The organism is Haliea sp., from assembly GCF_041395985.1.
In the GTDB taxonomy this organism is placed as follows: Bacteria; Pseudomonadota; Gammaproteobacteria; order Pseudomonadales; family Halieaceae; genus Haliea.
Genome location: NZ_JAWKZJ010000003.1, coordinates 39884 through 58259 on the forward strand (window position 1 = coordinate 39884; position 18376 = coordinate 58259).

The following is an 18376-nucleotide window of genomic DNA, read 5'->3' on the forward strand; positions in this document are numbered from 1 at the left end:
CGTGTGTCGTGCTCAGGACCCCGAGGGCGGCGTGCGCAGGTGCTGCAGCCGCGTGCCCAATGCCACATGGACCAGCAGGTAGGTCAGGCCACCGAGGCCACACACCAGCACGAGATGAGCAACACGCGCGAACAGCGTCCAGGCCAACCAGTCCTCCACGCCCGGGCTGAGCAGGACCAGCACCGCGACCATCGCGCTGGTGGCCAGCAGCAGACGCCCGGTGTAAACGGCCCAACCTGCCTGCGGCTGCAGGACGCCGTCACGCAACAACCCGCGCAGCAGCAGGCCTGCGTTGAGGTAGGCCGCAACACTGGTGGCGAGTGCAAGGCCCACATGGCCGGCCTGGAACCAGTACATCAGCGGCAACACGAACGCGAGGTTCAACACCATATTGGCGGCCATCGCAATAATGCCGTAGCGCACCGGCGTCGCCGTGTCCTGGCGTGCATAGTAGCCCGGGGCCAACACCTTGATCAGCATGAACGCTGCCAGCCCCAGGCTGTAGGCCTGCAGGCTCAACGCCGACATGGCAACATCCTCCGGCCGGAACTCGCCGTACTGGAACAGGGTCACCAGAATAGGCCGCGCCAGTACGGCCAGGGCCACGGCGGCGGGCACAGCCACCAGCAGAACCGAGCGCACCGCCCAATCCAGGGTCAGGCCGAACTGGCGCATTCTGGCCCCGGCGCGATGCGCCGACAGGCTGGGCAGGATCACGGTGGCAATGGCGATGCCGAAAACCCCCAGCGGCAGCTCCATCAGGCGGTCCGAGTAATACAGCCAGGAAACGCTGCCCGTCGGCAGAAATGACGCCAGTACCGTATCCAGCAGCAGGTTGATCTGGCTCACCGACACGCCAAACAGCGCGGGCACCATGAGCTTGAGAATACGCCGCACCCCGGGATGGCGGGTATCCCAGCGCGGGCGCGGTATGAGATCCAGACGGTAGAGGAAAGGCAGCTGGAACAGCAACTGTATGACGCCTGCCAGCGCCACCCCCCAGGCCAGCGCAAAGACCGGTTCCTCCAGCTGTGGCGCGGCCAGCAGCGCGGCGCCGATCAGGGACAGGTTCAGAAACACCGGGGTCAGGGCCGGCACCGCGAAGCGACCGTAGCTGTTGAGAATCGCACCGCAGAACCCGGTCATTGAGATGAGCAGCAGGTAGGGAAAGGTGATGCGGATCATCTGCGACGTGAGTTCGAATTTTACCGGGTCAGCGACGAAGCCCGGGGCAAACACGGTGGCCACCAGCGGCGCCGCGACCATCGCCAGCACCGTCACCAGCAGCAGCGTGCCACCAAGCACGCCGGCTACACGGTCCACCAGCGCCCGCACTGCCACCACGCTGCCGTCCTCGCGGTAGTCGGCAAGCACGGGCACAAAGGCCTGGGCAAAGGCGCCCTCGGCGAACAGGCGCCGAAGGAAGTTGGGGATCTTGAAGGCCACAAAGAAGGCGTCGGCGTTGGCGCTGGCGCCCACCACCGCCGCCATGACCACGTCACGCAAGAGGCCGAGCACCCGCGACAGCAGCGTCATGCTGCCGACCACCGCGCTGGAGCGCAACAGCCCCGGTGGCGCGGGCTCCGGTGTCCCGGGGGCGGCGGGGCCGGTCACTGCACGCTGGCCATCAGGCGAGCCAGCGCTGGCGCAGGGACTCCCCCTGCAACTGCAGCCATTGCAGGGCGATCAGCGTGTGGCCGTTGGGCACACGATCCGCGGCCAGCAGTGCCAGCGCCTCAAGACGGGGAATACGGTGCACCAGAATGTCCTCGCCTTCGCCACGGGCGCCGTGCACGGCACCGGCGCCCGCCCGCCTGACCCGGCCGCAGAACAACCGCACATGTTCGGAACAGGCGCCCGCGCTGGGGTAATAGCTGGCGATGGGCAGCAACTCGGCGAGCTCGCAGGCGGCCTCTTCCCCAGCCTCGCGGTGTACGACCTCCGCATCAGTCTCACCGGGCTCTACCACGCCGGCAATCACCTCAAGCATCCAGGGACTGCGGGCATCGCGCAGGGCGCCGGGACGAAACTGTTCAATAAGAATGACACAGTCGGTTTCCGGCTCGTAGGGCAACACGGCAACCGCATCACCGCGTTCGAAAACCTCACGCACGAGGGGCGGGCTCCAGCCGCCGCCGAACAGCCGGTGCTGCAGCGTCAAACGACGCACAGCAAAATACCCCTCAAACACCGCCTCGCTCTGCAGCACGCGCAACGCGTCGCCGGCAAAGGTGAGTTCAAAGGGCATCGAAGCGCCCGCCGGTGTACCAGTTGACGTCGCGCGCGTACCTGTGCACCTGCTCCGCCACGTCCAGCACCAGGGTGAACAGCGCCATGCGCACCAGCACGCCGTTGTCGGTCTGGCGAAAAATTGCCAGGTTGGGGTTGTCGTTGAGGTCGTCATCAAGTTCGCGCGCGGTCACGCGAGAATCTCGCGGCAGCGGGTGCATGATGACCGTGTTGGGCTCACAGTGTTCGGTGTAGATGCTCTGGTTCAGGCGGAAGCGGCCGCGGTAAAGATCCGCCTCCTGCTGGGAGCTGAAGCGCTCCTCCTGAATGCGTGTGGAATATACGATATCGACGTGACGGATGCTGGACTCCAGTGCCTCGGACTCCAGCACTTCATGGCCCGCCGCGCGCAGTTGCTCGACGATATCGCCCGGCATACGCAGCTCAACCGGCGACACCAGGACCACCTGGATGCCCTGAAACAGGCACAGCAGCTTGCAGAGTGAATGCACGGTGCGGCCGTAGCGCAGGTCGCCTACCATGGCGATACGCAGGCGGTCGACGTCGCGACCGCGGGCGGACAGTTCCTTGCGAATGGTGTAGAGGTCCAGCAGGGCCTGCGTGGGATGCTCATTGCTGCCGTCGCCGCCATTGAGCACGGGCACGCGGCTGGCAGCGGCAAACTCGGCCACCGAGCCCTCCTGCGGGTGACGCATGGCAATCACGTCGGAATAGCCGCTGAGCACCCGCGCGGTATCGTAGAGTGACTCCCCCTTGGCAATGGCCGACTGCTCGAAGCCGGTGGTTTCACGCACCTCGCCGCCGAGGAGATTGAAAGCACTACCGAAACTGACCCGCGTGCGCGTGCTGGGCTCGAAAAACATGGCGCCCAGGATAGCGCCGTCGAGCACTTTGGTGACGCGGCGCCGGTGGGCGTAGGGTTCCATACTGTCTGCCACCGCGAACACCCGCTCCACATCGGGGCGCTCGAACTGGGCGATGGAGAGAATATGACTACCGGCAAACTGCACGCAAACACTCCCTGCTCTGGCATCTGGCGGTGACCCGCCACCGACGTCGGGCATTATACGGCCTGCGCCAGCCGCTTGCCCATGGGCGATTCAGGCCAGTAGCGCGTCCCCGTACTCCAGCAGTGCCTCGAGGAGCTCGCGCTCGCCTGCGGGGCGCTGCTCCGCCAGCAGCGTGTCGATCAGTGCCTGATACGCTTCCATATCCAGCGCACCCGGGGCATTGGGTTCAGTGATGCGCTGCAGGCGAAATTCATCCCACTGGGCGCGCTCCGCCGGCGACAGGGTCTGCGGGAAGTTGCGCGCACGGTAGCGGAACAGCATCTCCGGCAGGCGGGCATCCTCGAAGGCAAAGGACTGCTGTGCGAGGGCCTCCGGGGTGGCAGATCGTACCTGCTCCATACTGCGCCGGTCCGCCTCCGAGAAGAATCCGCCGCCGTAGAGCATGCGGTCCGGGTCCGTGACCGGCGCAAACTCGCGCCCGGCGTAGATGGCCTGCAACTTTTCAACCATACCCCTGGCATCATCCGCGTGCCAGGCACGCAGGGCTGCGAGGTGCCGCCGACAGCGCGCACCGTCGAGACCAATCCGCGCGGCGACCTCGGGGGTCACCATCGTCGGCGGCGCCAGTACCGGACAGCGGTTGATGTGCACGCTTTTCAGGCCAGGGCGCTGCTGGCCGGGCGGCAGGGCATCGCGCCGGGCGAACAGGGCCTGCTGCAGGGCGGGCACTGCCTCCTCGCGCAGAACGGCAGGGTCCTCATTGAGATCGGCGCAGATGATTTCATTGCGATTCACAGGATGCGCCGCCAGCGGCAGTATCAGTGCCGTGTTGAAGCGCTCCGCACCAAACATGCCGGAGACATGCAGCACAGGCTTCAGCGAGCCGAGCTGCAGCTGCCCCTGCACCCAGCGCTTGTCGCGGCTTTGCAGCACCCAAGCGTACAGCCGCGGCTGGCGTTCGCGCACCAGGCGCGCCATCGCCAGCGTGGCCTCGACATCGGACAGGGCATCGTGGGCCGCGGTGTGCGCGATGCCGTTTGCCGAGGTCAACTCTTCCAGACGAAAGCTGACGTGGCCGTCTTCGCGGCGCGGCCACGCGAAGCCCTCGGGGCGCAACGCCCAGGCGGTGCGCAGCAAATCGATAATATCCCAGCGGGAATTTCCGTTCTGCCACTCGCGGGCATAGGGATCGTAGAAATTGCGATACAGCGCATACCGCGTGACTTCATCGTCGAAACGCAGTGAGTTGTAGCCCACCGAACAGGTGCCGGGCTGTGCCAGCTCAGTGTGGATACGGGCAACAAACTCAGATTCGGGCAGCCCCTTCTCGAGTGCGAGCTGCGGTGTGATACCGGTGATCAAACAGGCCTGGGGGTGGGGCAGAAAATCGTCGGCGGGGCGGGCATAAATGACCAGGGGGTCACCGATGACGTTGAGGTCGTCATCGGTGCGCAGACCGGCAAACTGTACCGGCCGGTCCCAGGCGGGGTCCGCGCCGAAGGTTTCGTAGTCGTGCCAGTAAAAGGTCGACATGCGTGGCTGCGTGCGCGGCTCAGATCAACTCGATGGCCTGCTCCTCGATCTTTGCCTGCCAGATACGCGGGCCGAGTTCGTGCACCGAAACCCCACGAGCATCCACGGCGACACTGACCGGCATGTCCTTGACCTCGAATTCGTAGATCGCTTCCATGCCCAGCTCCGGGAAGGCCACAACACGGGCCGAAGTGATGGCCTTCGACACCAGGTACGCTGCACCGCCGACGGCCATCAGGTACACCGCCTTGTGCTTCTTGATCGCCTCGATGCCGGCAGGGCCGCGCTCTGCCTTGCCGATCATGCCCAGCAGACCGGTCTTCTCCAGGATAAAGTCGGTGAACTTGTCCATGCGGGTGGAGGTGGTGGGGCCCGCCGGGCCGACCACCTCGTCGCGCACCGGGTCGACCGGGCCCACGTAATAGATAAATCGGCCTTTCAGGTTGACCTCGGCGGGCAGACCTTCACCGCTGTCGATCAGTTCCTTCATCTTCTTGTGCGCCGCATCGCGCCCCGTCAACATTTTGCCGGAGAGCAGCAGCGTATCGCCGGGCTGCCACTGCGCCGCTTCTTCCGGGGTCACCGTGTCCAGGTTGACGCGGCGCACCTGCTCGCCCACTTCCCAGGTGATCTCCGGCCAGTCATCGAGGTTGGGCGGCGTCTGCAGGGCGGGACCGCTGCCATCCAGCACAAAATGCGCGTGGCGCGTTGCCGCACAGTTGGGAATCATCGCCACCGGCAGCGACGCCGCGTGGGTGGGATAATCGCGGATCTTCACATCCAGCACCGTGGTCAGGCCGCCTAGGCCCTGCGCACCGATACCGAGGCGGTTCACCGCATCCATGATTTCAAGGCGCAACTCCTCGCTGCGGTTGGCGGGGCCGCGCTGGCGCAGTTCGTGAATGTCGACCGGGTCCATCAGGGACTCCTTCGCCATCAGCGCCGCCTTCTCAGCTGTGCCACCAATCCCGATACCGAGCATGCCCGGCGGGCACCAGCCGGCCCCCATGGTGGGTACCGTTTTCACCACCCAGTCGACGATACTGTCGGAGGGGTTGAGCATCGCCAGCTTGGACTTGTTTTCGGAACCGCCGCCCTTGGCCGCAACCTGCACGTCCACGGTATCACCCGGCACGACCTCCATGTGAATCACCGCCGGGGTGTTGTCCTTGGTGTTGCGTCGCGCGCCCGCGGGATCTTCCAGTATCGAGGCACGCAACACGTTGTCCGGGTGCGTGTAGGCCCGGCGCACGCCCTCGTTGACCATCTCCGCGACCGACAGCGTGGCTTCCCAGCGCACGTTCATCCCGATCTTCAGGAACACGGTCACAATACCTGTATCCTGGCAGATGGGCCTGTGACCCTGGGCACACATCCTCGAGTTGATCAGGATCTGTGCCATCGCGTCCTTGGCCGCGGGATTCTGCTCCATTTCCCAGGCACGGTGAACCGCCTGCACGAAGTCCAGGGGGTGATAGTAGGAAATGAACTGCAGCGCGTCGGCGACGCTATCGATAAAATCATCCTGGCGGATAACGGTCATGGCAGGAATCCTTGGAGTCTGTTCAGGGAGTAGAGGGCGTCGACTGCAGGCTCCTCACGGAAGACTGCAGATCGGTAATCGAGCGGTTGATCTGGCCGCGGAATGCATTGATCGAGTTTACCCAGTCCTCGTTTTCCTGCACCCGCTTGTTCAGCTTGGACAGCTCAACGTTGACCCGGTTGACGCTGTCCGCGACACGCTCCACCTCGGCCTGGTTGGCCTTGGCACTGGCCATCAGCCGCTCGAGGTCGCCCGCCACGCTTTTCAGGCGCGCGATGTCGCCGGAGGCACTTTTGATCTGCTCGGCATTGGCGGCCAGGGTTTTCTCCGCCGCGGCCACTTTCTTCACCTGGCTGGCACTGGTCTTTTCCAGTTCTTCAATCGCGGCCTTGTTGCGACGCCAGGCCGACGCCCACAGCTTGTCGACCTCCGAATACAGTTCCTTGATCTTGACGGCCATCGCCTGGGTGTTCTGGCTCAGCCCCTCATCGGTATCCGACAGCCGGTCTTCGAGGTCCGAAATTCGCTTGGCGTAGCGCTCCATCTGCGCGGCGCTGCTGTCCAGGGCCTGCTGCAACTGGTAGGCCCAGGCACAGGCCACACCCGCCACGGCCAGCGCGAGCACCAGCATCAGGCGCAACAGGATGCTGCTGCCGCCAGCCGCGGGGGTACCCGCGCCACCCGAGGGCGGCCGCGTGTTTCCCGCCCGCCCCTTCTCGGGCTTGCTGCCGCGAGGCTTGGGCGCAACAGGTTCCTGCCCGGTTTCCCGGGAGGGAACGATGGAGGGCATGTGGTCAATATCGTCCTGAGACATGGTCGGTCACTGGCAAGAAAATGAGCCGGCATTATACATGTGCAGCACCGCTATTGCAGAGCCAGCGTGACACAGGGGTTGCCGCGTGGGCAGGTGCCGGGCCTGGGATATCGGCCCGGCGACAGGAACGGTGTTACAGGAAGGCGAGCAGCGCCCAGACCACGCCGGTGAGCAGGATGCTCATGTGAATGACGCCCACCACCTTGGTCATCGGCCCCTGCTTGCCGAACAGGGCATTGGCTTCCAGCGCCAGAATAAGCGCGGCACAGGCAATCAGGCCCGTTGTGCTGGGGGTGATAAACGGTGCGTGCTTGGCGCCCAGCATGCCGAACAGCATGGGGCCGGAAAACAGCGTGTTGGTGCGCGAGGCCAGGCCGGCCTTGGCAGCCGCGACCGGGCCGTCGCCCTCTGCCAGCCCGAGGACGATTTTCTGGTTGGGCCAGATAATCAGCCAGACGTTGAGGAACATCAGCGTACCGGTCAGGGAGCCCATGAGGATCAGGGCGCTGGCGCCCATGTTACCGAAGGGGCGTGCCGCCATGAGCAGGATGAAGCCGGTCAGGAAGGTAAACATGGCACCCCAGCGGAACCACCACAGTGCCCGGGGCGCCAGTTTCTTCATGGCGTCTGCCTTGGCACCCGCCTCGGCTTCCTTGAAGTACTCAGTCTGCACGAAGTTGAAATAGTAGAGCATGCCGATCCAGGTGATACCGAACAGCACGTGCGCCCAGCGGAAAACAAAATCAACGATAAACATGTTCATAGGAGTTTCCTTCTTGTCGTTATAAAACCCACTTGATTGTACACGCTGGCATGGGCCACGTAACTGCTCGCGCGTGAAATGTGCAGACCAAAAAAAACCCCGCACAAGGCGGGGTTTTTCGGGTCTGAATAGCAGACGGCTTACATCATGCCGCCCATGCCACCCATACCACCCATGCCACCCATGTCGGGCATGCCGCCGCCAGAAGACTTGTCTTCCGGTGCATCGGCAATCATCACCTGGGTGGTGATCATCAGCGCCGCAACAGAACCGGCGGCTTGCAACGCCGTGCGGGTCACTTTGGCAGGATCGAGGATACCCATCTCGATCATGTCGCCGTACTCGCCGGTCGCCGCGTTGTAGCCGTAGTTCCCCTTGCCTTGGCGCACTTTGTCGAGCACTACAGAGGGCTCGCCACCGGCGTTGGCAACAATCTGCCGCAGGGGGTTTTCCATGGCACGCAGGGCAGCACCGATACCGTGGTTCTGGTCTTCGTTGTCACCCTTGAGGTCGCGAATGGCATCCACCGCACGCACCAGTGCCACGCCGCCGCCGGCTACCACGCCTTCTTCCACCGCTGCACGGGTCGCGTGCAGGGCGTCTTCAACGCGGGCCTTCTTCTCTTTCATCTCGATTTCCGTGGCTGCGCCAACCTTGATCACCGCAACACCGCCTGCCAGCTTGGCTACGCGCTCCTGCAGTTTCTCGCGGTCGTAATCGGAGGACGTGTTCTCGATCTGCACACGCACTTCCTTCACGCGGGCTTCAATGGCTGAGGCTTCACCAGCACCATCAATGATGGTGGTGTTGTCCTTGTCCATGGTGACGCGCTTGGCGCTGCCCAGATGTTCCAGGGTAGCGGACTCGAGATCCATGCCCACTTCTTCGGAAATCACGGTACCGCCCGTCAGGATGGCGATATCCTGCAGCATCGCCTTGCGACGATCACCGAAGCCGGGGGCCTTACAGGCCGCCACTTTCACGATACCGCGCATGTTGTTGACCACCAGCGTCGCCAGCGCCTCACCTTCAACATCCTCGGCAATGATGACCAGCGGGCGTGAGGACTTGGCGACCTGCTCCAGCAGCGGCAGCATTTCACGGATGTTGGAGATTTTCTTGTCGACCAGCAGGATGAAAGGCGACTCGACGTCGGCGCTCATGTTCTCCTGGTTGTTGATGAAGTAGGGGGAGAGGTAACCGCGGTCGAACTGCATACCTTCAACCACATCCAGCTCGTTTTCCAGGCCGGACCCTTCCTCAACGGTGATCACACCTTCCTTGCCGACCTTATCCATCGCTTCCGCGATGATCTGGCCCACAGCGTGGTCACTGTTGGCGGAAATGGTGCCTACCTGGGCGATCGCCTTGCTGTCTTCACAGGGCTTGGCGGCATCCTGGATCTGCGCGACGGCTGCGGCGATGGCCTTGTCGATGCCGCGCTTCAGGTCCATCGGGTTCATGCCGGCGGCCACAGACTTCAGGCCTTCATTGACGATCGCCTGTGCCAGCACAGTCGCCGTGGTGGTGCCGTCACCGGCCTGGTCAGACGCCTGGGAGGCGACTTCCTTGACCATCTGTGCACCCATGTTTTCGAACTTGTCTTTCAGTTCGATCTCTTTGGCCACGGATACGCCGTCCTTGGTCACGGTGGGGGCACCGAAGGACTTGTCGAGAATCACGTTGCGCCCCTTGGGGCCCAGGGTGGCCTTGACTGCATCGGCCAGTACGTTGATACCTTTCAGCATGCGCTGACGCGCGTCGTCGCCGAAAATTACATCTTTAGCTGCCATGATCAGAATCCTTTAACTCGAAACTTGATTGTTGGGTAACGGGTTCACATTCACTCGACGATCGCGAAAATTTCGCTCTCGCCCATGATGATCAGCTTCTCGCCGTCAACCTCAATGGTGTTGCTGCCGGCGTACTGACCGAACACAACCTTGTCACCCACCTTGACGGCCAGGGGACGCAGTTCGCCGTTTTCCAGCACTTTGCCGTCGCCAACCGCAATGACTTCACCCTGGTTCGGTTTTTCCTTGGCAGAACCCGGCAGGACAATGCCACCGGCCGTGGTTTCTTCCTCTTCCTTGCGACGAACGACCACACGGTCGTACAGCGGACGAATTTTCATCGATCACGTTCTCCTGATTACAGTGTTATACAGGCCCGCTTCGGGCAGACCCCGTCGGGGCTTGCTCGGGATATTGGGGCGCAAGGGAGGATTTCAAGGGATTTTTTAGCACTCTTTTTTCAAGAGTGCCAAATTCATGTCAACGCGCCCCGCCGCGGCCTCCAGTGAAGGCACTCCACAACCGGGATAAAGGCACTTTTTCAATATTTATCAACGGGTTATACACTTACTTATCTACCCGGCGGTAGTCGCCCTCCAGCGTCGTTGGCCCGGCCCGGTCCTGCTCCGGGCGATAGGTCTCTACCTGCGGCGCACCCAGCCAGCGCGCGAGGCGCCGTCGTAGTGGCCCGATCATGACCACCAGCGCCGCCACATCCGACAACAGGCCGGGCACCATCAGCAATACGGCAGCCAGCCCCAGCGCCATGTCGTCCAGCAACAGTTGCGGACCGGGCACAACACCCTGCTGGGCCGCCACCAGACGCTGGAAAATGTCCAGGCCCTGCCGGCGCAGCAACCAGAGACCCAGCAGCAGCGTGCAGAGCACATAGCCGAGCGCAGTCAGGGCGCTGGTCTCAACCCCCAGCTGGATCAGGGTAAAAAGCTCGAACCAGGGCAGCAAGAGTATCAGTAGGCGCATAGTCATTCTCCTCACAGCAAGTATGGGGACGCAAAACCCAAATGCAATGCAGGGAGCGAGGCTTCCCGGGAAGCGATAGCCGCCCGCTTACGGATTTTGTTACACTTCCGCTCCCCGACATAAGGAACGTGTTGCCCATGGGCAAGGTTCGGCCCTGCCGCGCGGCGTGGCTACTCAACAAGCAACCCTGGCAGGCCACCGTCGGCCGTCAAGCGGGCTTTACCCCATGACCCCCGAAGCGCAAGAGCAGCGTCGCCTTGCGGCCCTGCACCGCCTGGGCATACTCGACTCCGCCGCAGAACGTCGTTTTGACCGGCTGGTGGAAATCGCCGGTCGCTTCTATAAAACCCCCATCGCGCTGTTCTCGCTGCTGGACGAAAACCGTCAGTGGTTCAAGGCGCGCCGCGGGCTGGAGGTCACCGAAACGCCTCGCTGCATGGCGTTCTGCGACCACACGGTGCACCAGGACGGGATACTGCTGGTAGAAGACGCCTCGCGCGATCCGCGGTTCTGCGCCAATCCCCTGGTGACAGGCGCTCCGCACATCCGCTTTTACGCCGGCGTGCCTGTGCGCGAACCCACCGGCATGAAAGTGGGCTCCCTGTGCATTATCGATCCGCAACCGCGGCAGATACCGTTGCAGGAACTCGACGTACTGCGTCACCTCGCAGACATTCTGGAGGACGAGCTCGAACGCACCTCGGAAGAAGCTCAATCCCGTGCGGCCGTGCCGATCACCCGGCTCAACCGGGCGATCCACCGGGCGCAGAATACGTTTCATGCGCAGGCCTACCAGGACGCTGCCTTCGACCTCATGCTGGCCGACCTTCTGGAGCTGACGGGCAGCGAGCGCGGTTTCATCGGGGAGGTGTTGCTGGACAGGCGGAACAGGCGATACCTGAAGATCGGTGCGACGACAGAGACCATCCGTCGAGCGGCTGGCAAAGATGCCACGGATGCCAACGGTGAAACCCTCGAAGAGTTCGATACCCTGATTGCCCTCGCCCTCGCCTCCGATGATATGGTGATCAGGAATGGGACCGACGATACCGGTTCCCCTGACAGTCCCGATGGGCAGGCAACCGGGGTCTGGCCGCAACTGGGTATTCCCATTTTCTCCGGCAGCAACCGCGTGGGTCTGGTGGGACTGACGGCACAGCGCAAGGCCTACACGACCGAAGCGGCGCATCATCTGGACCCACTGCTGCAGACAGTAGGCCAGTTGATCGAGCACAAACGCCTGTATCAGGAGAAGCTCGATCACCAACGGGGGCTCGAGCAGGCCGCCAACTACGACGCGCTCACGGGATTGCCCAATCGGCGGCGCCTGACCGAGCTGTTTGACGATGAGTTGAAGCAGGCTGAACTCCGCAATGGCACCTTGTCCATCTGCTTTATCGACCTGGATGGCTTCAAGGAAATCAACGACGCCCACGGCCATTCCGTTGGGGACAAGGTGCTCAGTGCTGTGTCCTCGCGCCTGAAAAACGCTTTGCGCGAACATGATATTGTCGCCCGTCTGGGGGGCGACGAATTCGTGGCCATCATCCGGGACGTGGAAGAGAATACGGTGTACGAGCGCATCCTGGGCGCCATACGCCAACCCATCCGCCTCCAGAATCAGGTGCTGACGCTCGGCGGGAGCATGGGTGTGACGGTCTATCCCCAGGACAAAGCTGCCCCTGACCTGCTTCTCCGGCATGCGGACCAGGCAATGTATGCGGCGAAGGACGCCGGCAAGAACCGCTACCAGATGTTCGATTTCGAGACCAACCAGTACCGCGCAGAACGGGTCAAGATCCTGGAGAACATTTCCCTCGCCCTGCAGGAGGGGCAGCTCGAACTCTACCTGCAACCGAAGATCACCCTGAATGCGCGACGGGTTGATGGCTTTGAAGCCCTGATACGCTGGAATCACCCGGATGAGGGCCTGCTGTCGCCGATCAGCTTCCTGCCACAGCTGGAGAGAACCGAGTATGCGGCCACGGTGGGGCGCTTCGTCATTGCCGAGGCGGTGCAAAAGCTGCAGCGCTGGGCACGCGCCGGCCTGCCCTACACACTGAGCATCAACCTCAGCCCCACGCACTTTCTTGGCAGCACCTTTGTGCAGGACCTCAGACAGGCTCTGCAGGACTGCGACGTAGAACTGCGCTCACGACTGGTGATAGAGCTGCTTGAAACGACGGCCCTCGACGACGCCCACAAGATCATCGAGACCCTGCTGGAATGTCGCGAGCTGGGCGTGGAGGTATCACTGGACGACTTCGGTACCGGCTACTCGTCACTGGATCATTTTCGGCGCCTGCCGGCCCAGGAAATCAAGATCGACCGGTCCTTCGTCGCCGACATGCTGGACGACCCCGAGGACGAGATGATCGTGAAATCCATCATTGCCCTGTCGAGAAACTTCAACCGCCGGGTGATTGCCGAGGGCATCGAGAACCGCGAGACACAGGAGAAGCTGATTGCCATGGGGTGCAACCTGGGCCAGGGTTTCTTCTACAGCAGGCCGTTGCAGGAGGCGCATGCGCTGGCCTGGGCGCAACAATTTCACGACAGCCACCCGACGCCGGTACACTACCAGATATAGGCGCCAGACACGCTGCGCACCCTCGCACCGGAGAGTGATCATGCACACCCCACAGCCAGAGTTTGTCGCCCCGATCAGGCGGATCCGGGCACAGGATGCCGAGCGACTGAGCGCCCGGATCAGCCATTGGCAGGAAGCGCCACCGGCACCCCGGCCCCCGGCCACCGCGCCGGAGGAAGGGCACGGGGCAGCGCTCTGCAACGGCCTGCCGGAGGTGTCCGCCGCCGCCCTGTCCGCGGCCGGACTGCGTCACGGCATACAGACCCACGGCGCCGTTATCGTCCGCGACCTGGTCCCGGCGTCCCTGCACCCGGCACTGCGCGACCTGATTGACCGGGTCATCGCGGCGTGCGCTTCCCCCGGTGACAGGCACGATTGCTATTTCGACCCGCCCGACATCCTGCGCCAGAAAATGCCCGGCGGTGAGCTGGGCCGCTCCCGCGCGTTTCACCGCGACTCCGGGTCCGCCATGTGCGCGGAAGCACCCTGCGTGGCCGAGAGCCTGCTGGAGCTGTACGGGAGCCTGGGCCTGAGAACGCTGTTCACCGACTACCTCGGCGAGGCCCCCTGCCTGTCGGTAAAGAAGTGGGTGCTGCGCAAAACCCGGCTGCCAGTGCACCAGGCGGGCTGGCACCAGGATGGCGCCTTCATGGGCGAGTACATCAACAGCATCAACCTGTGGATACCGCTGACCCGCTGCGGCGGCGAAACCGGCGCCCCCGGCATGGATGTGGTACCCGCGCGCCTGCAGCGCATTGTTTCCGCCGATGGCGCGCTCTTCGACTGGTCAGTCAGCTCGGAGTCGGTGTCCAGCTACTTCCCGCGCACACCGCCGGTGGCGCCGGTATTCAATCCCGGTGACGCGCTGCTGTTTGATCACCTGTTCCTGCACCGAACACAATACCGCACGGACTTCCAGCGCCCGCGCTATGCGATCGAAACCTGGTTTTTCGGGGAGAGCGCAGCCCCTCTGAACCAGGTACCGATTCGCTGGTAACGCCGGGGCCGCATTCAATCCTCGTGGTCTGGTCGATTGCGACTGCGAAAACGGCGCTGACGCGTCCGCTCATAGATCATGTCCTCGCGCAACGCCTGGTCCCAGTGGTCGGCTGGCAGCGCGTGCAGGGACTCATCCCAGGGCACCAGGCTGTAGTCCCGCTCCTGCCAATAATATTGCAGTCGGGTTGATTCCCAGCCACGGTAGATATCCTCCCAGGACTGGCGCGCAAAATGCGGCCGCAAGCACTGTTCGGTGAGAGGCTCGCCGGCGGGCTGGTAGCGGAAGTCCACGGACAGCCGCATGCGGGTCGGATGCTGATTGGGCAGTGCCCGATGTACCGTCAGCGCAGGGAACAGCAACACGTCGCCGGCGCGGAAATCCTCCGTCACCCAGGCAGTGTGCATCAGGCTCTCAGGCAGCACGGCCTGGCGATTGCCCGGCCCCAGGTGAAAGGACAGCGGCAGGACACCACTGCGGTGCGAGCCGGGCAGGATCGCCAGCGGACCGCAGTGGCGCGGGCAATCTGCCAGGGGTATCCAGGCAGCCGTCAGGCGCGGGGTCCCCTGGTTATTGCGGTAGTCCTGGTGCGGGGGTGTCGTCACCTCCGGGTTATCCGGAAACACCAGGCGCATCACGCCGAGGGGGTGCGGAAAGGCGCCCTCTCCGAGCAACAGTGTCATCAGCTGCAGTAGCGCGGGCTCGTGGGCCAGCGCATGAAATCGCTCCAGACACTGAATGCGGTCCAGCGCCTCGAAATACCGGGGCTCGCCTTCGCGACACGGGAGCACCTGTGACTCCGCCGCCAGACGTTCCGGCCCGCCGCGGATCCAGCCGATGTCACTGAGAATCCCCGTGACCTCCTCACGCAGGGCATGCAGTACGCGGGTAGGTAACAGGTCGCGAAAAAAGAGATAGCCGTCCTCCGCCATCCGCGCCTGCAGGGCAGGGCCGTCAGCGAGTAGTGCATTGGCCACCTTCATGGGCAGATAATCGGGTTCTTCGGGGATCATGATCCATCACAGCGCCTGTATCGGCGCCAGTTTTGCCCAGAGCACGGGCCGAAGTAAAGAGCCGCTGCACAGGCCCCGCCGACGCCCGCTGCAGCGCTTGCTCGGGACAGCGAAAAATACCACCATACGCGTCTGGCACAGGAAGAGACCGTCCGTGGAAACCGACCCGCAGGGCACCAACCAACGCATCTGGCACGTGGTCGCGAGCATCCCGCAAGGCCGTGTATCCACCTACGGCGACATTGCGCGGTTTGCCGGCCTTGGCAGGGCGGCCCGCCGGGTTGGCTGGGCGCTGCGCCAGCTGCCATCGGATACCCGCGTTCCGTGGCACCGGGTCATCAACAGTGCCGGCAAGCTGTCCCTTCCCTCTACGTCGGATGCGGGCAGGTTGCAGCGAAAAAGACTCGAAAAAGAGGGCGTCACCGTGCGCAGCGGCGACCGTATCGCACTCGCCACCTACCGGTGGATACCGGGTGACACATGTCGCTAACCACCGGGCCGGCCGCGTCCACAGCTGGAGCTCCGGCTTCGCTGGATCTCGCTGAGGGACTGCGCGACCGTCGTACCTACCTGCAGGAATTGGATTGCATTCGCGGCCTGGCCATTCTGCTGGTCTTTCTGTTTCACGCCTGGGGGCTCAGCGGCCTGCAGGTCCCCGGCAACCCCACACCGGGCATCGGTTTCATCGCCGGCGGCAACACAGGCGTCACCCTGTTCTTTGTTCTCAGCGGGTTCCTGCTATCCCTGCCCTGGCTGCGCCACGCCGCCGACCCGGGGCAGCCAAAACCCCTGCTCGGGGCCTACTTCAAGGCCCGGGCACTGCGCATCGTACCGCTCTACTACGTTGCCCTGCTGATCACCTGGCTGCTCACGGGAGACACCGCGACGATCACCCGGGCGGCCCTGTTCCAGTTCGTCGGTTTCCAGGCATTCCCCTACAGCGTGGTGTGGTGGACCTTGGTGACGGAGATCCAGTTCTACCTGTTGCTACCGCTGGGTATGCTGCTATGGACAGCCGGACCGCGCGGGCGACTGTGCTGCATCGTCCTGCTGCTCACCTGGGCCGCCGCCTATACGGCGCTGGTGGTGGTTGGCGAGATGGCGGGTGGGAAAACCTTCCTGCTCAGCAAATCCCTGTTTGCGCGCGCGCCGGCTTTTCTGATCGGTATCGCTGCAGCGGCGGCGTGGCTGCGCCTTGCGGATGCACCCGTCCTGCGGCAGCGCAGCCGACTGGTGGCCGGCCTGTCGCTTGCATTGCTGCTGCTCGCCCTGGCACTGCTGGAACGCATTCTGCTGGCGGTCACGCAGATGGCAAAGGGCGCGGCGGAAGTGACCTGGCACCTGCACCACAGCTACGAAGCGGCGCTCTGGGCGGTGGTCATACTCTGCCTGCTGCTGGGCCAACTGCCCGCAAAGCGCCTGCTGGTCAATAATGCGCTGGCAGTGGTTGGCAAGCTGTCCTACTCGCTCTACCTGCTGCATGTGCCGGTCCTGTTCTACCTGATCTATCCCCTGCGTGAGTCCATGGGGCCTGAGGCGTACCAGGCTTCCGTCTGGCTGTACCTGGTGCCCGCTGCAGCACTGGCGCTGGCACTCGCGCTGTCGCTGGCGAGCTATCACTGGGTGGAAAAACCCTTCCTGCGCCGCAAACGCGCGCTGCCCGTGTAGAATCACCCCATGCAAGACACCCCCAACATTCTGCTGTTGATGACCGATCAGCAGCGCTACGACTCCCTGGGCTACGGTCGCGGGGACGGCGTGACTGACACCCCGAACCTGGACGCCCTGGCGTCCCGCGGTGTCATCTTCGAACAGGCCTACAGCAGCGACACGGCCTGCATTCCCGCCCGCTCCTCCCTGCTGACCGGGCTGCTGCCGCACCGCGTACCCACCGGCGGGGGCCGTCGACCGCGGGCGCAGACGGCCAGTGGCCTGGCGTTGACAGAAGGGTACTGGACACTCGCCCATGCACTGCGGGACGTGGGTTACGATACGGCACTGTTCGGCAAGATGCACTTCTCGCCGATACGCGCGCAGCACGGCTTCGACACCATGGCGATGTGCGAGCACCTGCCCGCGGGCTACCCACGGGATGAGGCCGACGACTACCGCCACTGGATCACGGGTTCCGGGCGCGAGGATCTGCGTTTTCAGCGCCCGGGCATACCGCGCGTCTTTCCCTATGCCGCGGAGTGGCACCCGACACGCTGGATCACAAGCCACGCTCAGGCGTTTCTGCAGGACCCGGCGCGCCGGGACTCACCGTGGTTCACCGTGGTGTCCTACACGGACCCGCATACGCCTTACAGCCCCCCCGAACCCTACGCCTCCCGTTTTCGACCCGAGGATCAGGTACTGCCGCAATCGGGCATGGAGAGCAATGCAGGGCTGCCCTGGCCGTTTTCCAACATCACCGTGCGCCACCCGCGAGGCACCTTTTTCGAGCCGGACCGTGTGGATCACCACGCTGCGGACCACCTTCCCAAAGTCCTGGCTGCGATACGTGCCGGCATCAATCACGTCGACGACATGGTGGGTGAGCTGCTGCAATCCGTGGATCTCGACAACACACTGGTGATCTTCCTCTCCGACCACGGCGACTACGGCGGGCATCGCGGTTATCTCGGCAAGATTCCCTGGCTGCCCTTCGACGACATCGCACGCGTGCCTTTCTTCATGGCCGGTGCCGGGGTCAGCGGCGGCCGCCGCGTGCAGGAGCCGGTACAGAGCTTTGACGCTGTCGCCACGGTGCTTGAGCGCGTCGGCTTGCCCGCACCGTGCAGTGATCTGGACTCACACAGCCTGTGGGGCGTTCTTGAAGGGCGCGCTCCCGTACCCGAGAGGCCAATTTTCTGTGGCACGCTCGAAGGGTCACCGATGCTGCGCCGGGGCCGCTACAAGCATATCTGGCACACCGTCGCCAACGTGCACATCCTGTACGATCTGGAGTCCGATCCCGGCGAAACGCACAATCTTGCCGCTGAACCCCGCCACCGTGGGCTGCTTGATGCCAACGTGGACACGCTGCAGGCCATGCTGGCGCGCCCTGTGCCGCCGCTGTGGCGGGGCCCCACCCGCTGAGGCGAGGG

The 18376-nt window shown here is 63.8% G+C and carries 16 protein-coding genes; 5 read left to right on the plus strand and 11 right to left on the minus strand.

Going from position 1 to position 18376, the window contains the following annotated elements; all coding sequences use genetic code 11:
* Positions 1–12 precede the first annotated feature (12 nt).
* The 10 genes from murJ to R3E49_RS06705 form a co-directional block, all read right to left on the minus strand.
* The gene (gene murJ / locus R3E49_RS06660; RefSeq protein ID WP_371294332.1) at positions 13–1614 is read right to left on the minus strand and encodes a murein biosynthesis integral membrane protein MurJ; all 1602 of its coding nucleotides are present in this window, start codon (positions 1612–1614) and stop codon (positions 13–15) included.
* 13 nt (positions 1615–1627) lie between these two features.
* Positions 1628–2248, minus strand: a complete 621-nt coding sequence (locus R3E49_RS06665) for an NUDIX domain-containing protein (protein ID WP_371294333.1) — start codon at positions 2246–2248, stop codon at positions 1628–1630.
* Positions 2238–3260: an aspartate carbamoyltransferase gene (locus R3E49_RS06670; RefSeq protein WP_371294334.1), complete on the minus strand. Its 1023-nt coding sequence runs from the start codon at positions 3258–3260 to the stop codon at positions 2238–2240. Before R3E49_RS06670 ends, R3E49_RS06665 begins: the two co-directional genes overlap by 11 nt.
* Before the next feature lie 90 nt (positions 3261–3350).
* The gene (gene sbcB / locus R3E49_RS06675) at positions 3351–4793 is read right to left on the minus strand and encodes an exodeoxyribonuclease I (protein ID WP_371294335.1); all 1443 of its coding nucleotides are present in this window, start codon (positions 4791–4793) and stop codon (positions 3351–3353) included.
* A 19-nt stretch (positions 4794–4812) separates the two neighbouring features.
* A complete protein-coding gene (locus R3E49_RS06680; protein ID WP_371294336.1) occupies positions 4813–6336 on the minus strand; it encodes a fumarate hydratase in 1524 nt (507 codons plus the stop codon).
* A gap of 22 nt (positions 6337–6358) precedes the next feature.
* Positions 6359–7150: a hypothetical protein gene (locus tag R3E49_RS06685; protein ID WP_290740254.1), complete on the minus strand. Its 792-nt coding sequence runs from the start codon at positions 7148–7150 to the stop codon at positions 6359–6361.
* Between the two features lie 133 nt (positions 7151–7283).
* Positions 7284–7913: a urate hydroxylase PuuD gene (locus tag R3E49_RS06690; protein ID WP_233248852.1), complete on the minus strand. Its 630-nt coding sequence runs from the start codon at positions 7911–7913 to the stop codon at positions 7284–7286.
* 140 nt (positions 7914–8053) lie between these two features.
* On the minus strand, positions 8054–9706 hold the full coding sequence (gene groL, locus R3E49_RS06695; RefSeq protein WP_290743288.1) for a chaperonin GroEL: 1653 nt from the start codon (positions 9704–9706) through the stop codon (positions 8054–8056).
* A 50-nt stretch (positions 9707–9756) separates the two neighbouring features.
* Positions 9757–10047: a co-chaperone GroES gene (locus R3E49_RS06700; protein ID WP_290743284.1), complete on the minus strand. Its 291-nt coding sequence runs from the start codon at positions 10045–10047 to the stop codon at positions 9757–9759.
* Between the two features lie 226 nt (positions 10048–10273).
* Positions 10274–10687, minus strand: coding sequence for an FxsA family protein (locus tag R3E49_RS06705; RefSeq protein WP_371294337.1), 414 nt, complete (start codon positions 10685–10687; stop codon positions 10274–10276).
* 226 nt (positions 10688–10913) lie between these two features.
* Here R3E49_RS06705 and R3E49_RS06710 point away from each other — a divergent pair, with 226 nt between their 5' ends.
* Both R3E49_RS06710 and R3E49_RS06715 read left to right on the plus strand, forming a co-directional pair.
* Positions 10914–13277, plus strand: coding sequence for an EAL domain-containing protein (locus R3E49_RS06710; RefSeq protein WP_371294338.1), 2364 nt, complete (start codon positions 10914–10916; stop codon positions 13275–13277).
* Positions 13278–13317: 40 nt separating this feature from the next.
* A complete protein-coding gene (locus R3E49_RS06715; RefSeq protein ID WP_371294339.1) occupies positions 13318–14274 on the plus strand; it encodes a phytanoyl-CoA dioxygenase family protein in 957 nt (318 codons plus the stop codon).
* A gap of 14 nt (positions 14275–14288) precedes the next feature.
* Here the strand turns inward: R3E49_RS06715 and R3E49_RS06720 are convergent, their stop codons facing one another.
* Positions 14289–15287: a phytanoyl-CoA dioxygenase family protein gene (locus tag R3E49_RS06720; RefSeq protein WP_371294340.1), complete on the minus strand. Its 999-nt coding sequence runs from the start codon at positions 15285–15287 to the stop codon at positions 14289–14291.
* Positions 15288–15441: 154 nt separating this feature from the next.
* Between R3E49_RS06720 and R3E49_RS06725 the strand changes: the two genes are divergently transcribed.
* The 3 genes from R3E49_RS06725 to R3E49_RS06735 are packed head-to-tail and all read left to right on the plus strand — an operon-like array spanning position 15442 to position 18368.
* On the plus strand, positions 15442–15777 hold the full coding sequence (locus R3E49_RS06725) for an MGMT family protein (protein WP_371294341.1): 336 nt from the start codon (positions 15442–15444) through the stop codon (positions 15775–15777).
* The gene (locus tag R3E49_RS06730) at positions 15768–16955 is read left to right on the plus strand and encodes an acyltransferase family protein (protein WP_371294342.1); all 1188 of its coding nucleotides are present in this window, start codon (positions 15768–15770) and stop codon (positions 16953–16955) included. The genes R3E49_RS06725 and R3E49_RS06730 overlap by 10 nt, the downstream gene beginning before the upstream one ends.
* A 9-nt stretch (positions 16956–16964) precedes the next feature.
* Positions 16965–18368: a sulfatase gene (locus R3E49_RS06735; RefSeq protein WP_371294343.1), complete on the plus strand. Its 1404-nt coding sequence runs from the start codon at positions 16965–16967 to the stop codon at positions 18366–18368.
* Positions 18369–18376 lie beyond the last annotated feature (8 nt).